The following is a 6,005-nucleotide window of genomic DNA, read 5'->3' as shown; positions in this document are numbered from 1 at the left end:
CTCCTGTTTGGGAGGAGGAATCACAAAACAAAGCACAGTGGAAGCCCTTTTGAGTCAAACTTTATGCGCTTTGGTATAAGCCATCCCACATATTATTATTCGGTGGGATGGGCGATTTTCCGTATGAATCATACGGAGAGTCCTATGAATGACGATATGAATCACTCCCAGATATTTGAGATTTTAACAGCGGAACCTGTATGTGGACTTGCCCTTATTTAGTGGAGAGCTTCTATCTCTAATTTCCGGTTCATAGTCTCGAACTGGATCGGGGATTTATATCCGAGGGCAGAATGTCTGCGCACCGGATTATAGAACCCATCAATGTATTGGCCAATGGCTTTGATCGCGTCATTTCTAGTCTGGAATACCGTGCGCCAGATCAGTTCCGACTTGATCGTCTTGAAGACGGTCTCGACCATGGCATTATCATAACACTTACGATTCTCCTGCTATTGTTGAAAACCTTCTGGCAGAAACCTAGCTCACCCAAAATGCCCAAAATCAATGGGGTAGAGACGGCGCATACGCGCAAGCCGCGTGACTGGTTAGATGACGAGAAGGCCCGGCTTGTGACCGCGTCATTGCAACCTGATTTTTTGAATTTTTTAAGCCAACGCCGATACCCACTCACAGTGTGGGAGAATGTGCAAACTCCATGTTCGAACTGTGCCTCTATTCAAGTAGTCATGCGGGTGAGAATCTGACCTTGAGCTGACCACTAAGTTCGATTATTGAAGAAGTAATATGTCTAACTTCAACAAACGCTGGATGGCCCATCGTGAATTTTGAGAACTACGATATTGTAATTGTTGGTGCTGGTTTCTTCGGGGCTACTATAGCGGAGCGTGTCGCCAATGAACTGAAGCAGAGGGTTCTCATTTTAGACCGCCGAGATCATATCGGCGGGAATGCCTATAGTGAGAACGATGCTCAGACTGGTATTGAAGTGCACAAGTATGGCGCACATCTTTTTCATACGCCTAACAAGCTAGTTTGGGATTATCTAAACAATTTTACCAAATTTACTGATTACAAGCACCGCGTATACACCTCTTATAAAGATCAGGTCTACTCGATGCCAATCAACCTTGGCACTGTGTGTCAGTTCTTCGGTCGCCGTATGTCGCCACTGGAGGCACGACAATTGATTTTGGAACAATCGCGTGAGCTGGGAGATAAAAAGCCCGCAAACCTAGAAGAAAAGGCGATCTCGTTGATTGGTCGTCCACTCTATGAAGCGTTTATTCGCGGCTATACAGCCAAACAATGGCAGACTGATCCACGTGAGCTCCCAGAGCATATTATTACTCGCTTACCTGTTCGCTATAATTTCGATAATCGCTACTTTAACGATGCCTATGAGGGCCTACCAGTCGACGGTTATACAGCGATATTTGAACGAATGCTGTCTAATCCACTGATTCACGTCCGCACTGGTGTCGATTATTTTGAAATCAAAGATCAGATACCTGTCGGAAAGCCAGTGGTTTATACCGGGCCCATTGATAAATTCTTTGATTATAAGGCGGGGGAACTTGGATGGCGTACTATTGATTTCGAGCCAGAAGTTCTGCAGGTGGGAGATTTTCAGGGGGTAGCCGTCATGAACTACGCTGATGAAAATGTTCCATTTACACGTATCCTTGAGTTCAGGCACTTCAACCCGGAACGCGATTATCAGAAAGAAAAGACCGTCATCGTCCGCGAGTACTCACGTTTTGCTCAGCGCGGTGACGAACCCTATTACCCTATCGATACGCAGAAAGATAAGAAGACTTATCTCGATTATAAGACAATGGCAGATGCTGAGCGCGATGTGATATTCGGAGGTCGTCTCGGTACATATCGGTATCTTGATATGCATCAGGCGATTGGGGCGGCGCTGAAATGTTATGAAACAACCATTGAGTCACGTTTGAGAGGCAATTGAGCTTGAAATATCAGAACGTTCGGCATAGCGGTTGAGTAGAAGTATTCAACCGCTATGCCTATATGAATACGATATTTTTCAAAGGAAAGTTTTGCTTTGTCTGTCTCAATGGCCGTATTGACGTGCAACCGTCCAGATGACATTAACCGTCTTCTTAATGCATCCAAACAACTAAAACCGGAATTGGTATCGATACATCTTGTTGATGCTGGCCAGAGCGGGAAGCCGGATTATGACGGTCTTGATCTAACTTATCATAAGTCAGAGATCAACCTGGGCGGTGCCGGTGGGTTTTCGTTTGCAATCCTATCCGCGCTCGCATCAGGTGCTGATTGGGTATGGATCATGGATGATGATGCCTGCCCTATTGGCGCGGACTGTCTTAGGGCGCTTCTGGATGGAGCTGAGAAATATGATCTTGATGTGATCTCTCCCTTGATTGTGTCGCCTCAAGATAACCTCAAAACGGCATTTCCATTCAAGATTGATGGACGACTGACTATCGACCGCAAGGCAGTTCAAGAACACGAATTTATCGCAAATTTAGCGCATTTTTTTAACGGTGCGCTTATTCGCCGTGACGTTTTCTTTAAGGTTGGTATCCCGGATATTCGATTATTTATTCGCGGTGACGAAGTTGATTTCTTGTTGCGTCTGAAACGTAATGGCGTACGCTTCGGTACTCTAACAACGGCGTTGGTAAGCCATCCGCCTGTTTGGGGGGAAATTGCCTCGATCATTGAAGGTCGAATTCAATTATTGGTTCCGGAAAGCAGTTTCAAGAAATATTACTTTTTTCGTAACCGTGGATATCTTGCCCGTCGGCATCGCCGACCTTTGAGTTTCTGTGCGGATATTATGTTATATCCTTATTATTTTCTGATAAAGAAAAAGCTAGATTGGCGCGGCTTTAACGAATGGTGGTGCGCTTTCTTTGATGGCATTCGCTATAGATTTGACCGAAAGCCCTAACTGCTTGAGTGAGAGCGTATACTATGACGGTTACAGAAATAAAAGACGATCAAAATGTGGCCATCGTTATCGTAACGTATAATAGACATACTTTACTAGCTGATCTCTTAACGAGCATCATATCGCTTGAACGTAAGCCGAATTTTGTCATTGTGGTCGACAACAATAGCAACGATCTGACCAAAGATATCCTTGGGGCATTTTCATCGAGAGAGCTAGGCTTTGAACTTATTATAAAAACTCTAGACACAAATATCGGGGGAGCGGGAGGCTTTTCTGTCGGTGTGAAAGAAGCTTTGAAAACATCTGCGGATTGGTTCTGGCTTATGGATGACGACGTTATCATTCTTCCTCACGGCTTAGAGAAAATGATGCGTTGGGCAGGTCAATTCAAATGTTTTCATGCTGGCAGGCAGGATCCAAACGGCGATCATTTTTTTTGCGAGCAATGGGTAAGCGATAGCCTTGCGGTTCAGTTGCCTTTTCTGAAAGATCCTTATGAAGGAAAAGGATATTTCCTGACCAATTACGGTTGTTTTGAAGGGATGATGGTTCATCGCAGTATAGTGAACAAGATCGGGTTGCCAGATCCGCGATTCTTTATCGTTTGGGACGACGCCATTTATGGTTGGCTCGCTTCGAAGCATACTGAAGTGGCATTTATTGCAGAAGAATGTCTTCAGAAAGTTAGGAGGCAGAGGAGTGTAAATGTGGGGCTTAGGCATCTAAACGACTCGAGTAACGTCTCTAGGTATTACGCAATAAGGAACAGAAAATTAATTAAACAGTACTATAAAAAGCACAATAGATACGTTCCGTTCTTGTTCGAATTCGGGTCTTTCCTTGTTTTCCTTAAAGAGATCGTCAGAATGGTTTTTGTTGAGAAAAGTGTCAAAGGTTTCCCGAGCCTCATTAAAGGTCTCGCTAGAGGTAAGGGGTAATTTGAAGCCTCGTACTTACTTTTTTGTTCCTTTCATGAAGATTATAGAAATTTTAGTATGATCGTAAAGTTAATGCTGAAGGTTGTTTTTTTTTTGGCAGAGTTGTTAATATGTTGCTTATAAAAGCGAAGGTGATGCTTCGCAGAGTTTTAAAGGGACGGGGCAGTTAACCGTTCGGCTAGAAATAGAAAGTAAAACCTCGATGGCTAAATATCTATTAATCGGTGCTGTTGGGGGACCAAACTTCGGTGATGAAGTCATACTTGCTTCTTGGATAAAAGAAATAAGGAAATTCGATGACTCTTCTATAATAATATGTGATGGATACAACTCCGATAATGTGGAAGAATTTGTCGGTGACGATATTTATACATTGAAATCTGATGAAAGCCTATGGACTTATACATATTCTGCGGTTTCAGATCGGGTTCGCAATTCGTCAAATTCATGGGATGAAATACAGGCCAGCTTTTATGATCCAGATTGTGCTTGGAGCGTAATAAACTGTGTGGAAGCAGTTAGACGTCATAATATAGATCAGATTCATATAATCGGTGGCGGGTATTTCAATGAATTGTGGCCCGCGAACTACATAATTTTATTATTAGCCCGACTCATCGCATGGCGATCTGGGGCGCGCATTATTGCAACAGGTCTTGGGTTTCTACCTACAAAACAGGATGACGTTTCTGGACTGGTTGGTATTTTGTCGACGTTCGATTCTGTCGATGTCCGAGATGTCGAGTCTTACGATCTATTAAACTCCCTCGCGCCAGGGCAGGTTAGTTTTTCAGGCGATGATGCACTTCTATCCGTCGGTGATGGTCGGGTGGAGTATCCGCTTCAAATCTTAGATGTCCCCGCGCTGGTGATATGTCTCCAGAACGATTTGTTCCCCGGTGATGCCGCTGCTGCCAGCTTATTAAGTCCGTCTGTAATGGAGTTACTAAAGTCATACGGAATTGGGAGCATTATATATGCTGCAGCTATGGCCGCAGATGTGAGGGGGCCAAGTGAGGCGTTACGGTGCCAACTGGAAAGCAATGGCTTCAGCATTTCATTATTAGACCCTAAACAGCTTGCTGAAGATGGCTTTCCCGTAAGTATCGGTGGTTTGACTATTACGTCTCGATACCATCCGCACTTATTGGCAGCATTGTCCGGTTTTAAAGGAGTCGCGTTGAGTGCGACGAGTTATTACGATACAAAGCATCAGGCTGTCCGTAATATGGGTAGTAAATGGCCGGTGCTTTATAAAGACGGTATTTACGAGAATATTCATAAAGTCATGGAGGGAGAACTTAAAAAACAAAAAACGACCTATAATAAGGTTGTGCGCGATTCTTTTGTAAAGAAAAAGCAAGAGAAAGCTCGATCCGCGTTGATGTGGCTTGAAAAGCCAACCGCGTTACCATTTCACTTTATAGATATTTGGTCAAAGAACCTGCGGTCGCTAGCATTATCAGACGAGAAATGCGCAGGACTTGTAACTCAGCTTGATGCCGCGCTGTTAAATATTGCTCAGATTAGTGAGAATCTTGAGAACGAGAAGGCGGAGAAAAATTTGATCGTCAATAGTCGCACTTGGCGGATGACTGCGCCTGTAAGATGGCTTTTCTCAAAATTTAGGTAGATGTCCCAACCTGCATATATAGTAACGTCCCGCATCATAAGGCTCCAATTTTCTACATTTGTAACGGCCCGATTGCTACCGCCTGTTGAAGCAAAGCCTCGTGACGTAAGACACGTCTTTAGCGACGACGTTAATGACGTGTCTTGAGATTGAGGTAGACGATGCGGATGGAGATACTGGGTCACGAACGCCGCCGTCGGTGGCGGGTCGAAGAGAAGCTTGCGATAGTCAGTTCGGTTGGGGTTGATGGCGCGACAGTAACAGAAGTTTCGCTACGTCACGATGTATCGCGGCAGCAGATTTATATGTGGCGTAGCGAGTTGAAGAGGAAGGGGCTTCTGCCTCCCTCGCCGGAGCCCTTGTTTCTTCCCGTTGACATGACTGACGCTCCACTCGGTTCTGAGGCGAACAGTTCCGTCGATGCTTCATCCTCAATGGTTGAATTGCAATGTGAGCGCAACGAATAGCCCACGTCTTTCGTGATTGACGGAATGGGTTTCCGGCTGGCAGTCAAAACTTTTGCTTT

General features: G+C 44.7%; 5 protein-coding genes and 1 pseudogene. 5 read left to right on the top strand and 1 reads right to left on the bottom strand.

What is annotated here, in order from left to right; all coding sequences use genetic code 11:
- Window positions 1-218 precede the first annotated feature (218 nt).
- Window positions 219-437, bottom strand: a pseudogene (locus JNC70_RS22535) (IS3 family transposase); the annotation flags it as partial.
- Window positions 438-781: 344 nt separating this feature from the next.
- Between JNC70_RS22535 and glf the strand changes: the two are divergent.
- From glf to JNC70_RS22510, 5 genes are all read left to right on the top strand, one after another.
- Window positions 782-1,933 carry a UDP-galactopyranose mutase gene (gene glf / locus JNC70_RS22530; protein ID WP_340583693.1) on the top strand — a complete coding sequence of 384 codons (1,152 nt, stop codon included), beginning with the start codon at window positions 782-784 and terminating at the stop codon, window positions 1,931-1,933.
- A 96-nt stretch (window positions 1,934-2,029) separates the two neighbouring features.
- Window positions 2,030-2,905, top strand: coding sequence for a glycosyltransferase (locus JNC70_RS22525; protein ID WP_374789032.1), 876 nt, complete (start codon window positions 2,030-2,032; stop codon window positions 2,903-2,905).
- Between the two features lie 23 nt (window positions 2,906-2,928).
- Window positions 2,929-3,846 carry a glycosyltransferase gene (locus JNC70_RS22520; RefSeq protein ID WP_340583695.1) on the top strand — a complete coding sequence of 306 codons (918 nt, stop codon included), beginning with the start codon at window positions 2,929-2,931 and terminating at the stop codon, window positions 3,844-3,846.
- Between the two features lie 202 nt (window positions 3,847-4,048).
- Window positions 4,049-5,479, top strand: coding sequence for a polysaccharide pyruvyl transferase family protein (locus tag JNC70_RS22515; RefSeq protein ID WP_340583696.1), 1,431 nt, complete (start codon window positions 4,049-4,051; stop codon window positions 5,477-5,479).
- 161 nt (window positions 5,480-5,640) lie between these two features.
- The gene (locus JNC70_RS22510; protein WP_374789031.1) at window positions 5,641-5,946 is read left to right on the top strand and encodes a transposase; all 306 of its coding nucleotides are present in this window, start codon (window positions 5,641-5,643) and stop codon (window positions 5,944-5,946) included.
- Window positions 5,947-6,005: the final 59 nt, after the last annotated feature.

Origin of the sequence: Brucella oryzae (assembly GCF_041929965.1) — a bacterium.
Lineage (GTDB): Bacteria > Pseudomonadota > Alphaproteobacteria > Rhizobiales > Rhizobiaceae > Brucella > Brucella oryzae.
The sequence above is the reverse complement of the archived record's forward strand: the minus strand, read 5'-3'. Positions and strand labels throughout refer to the sequence as shown.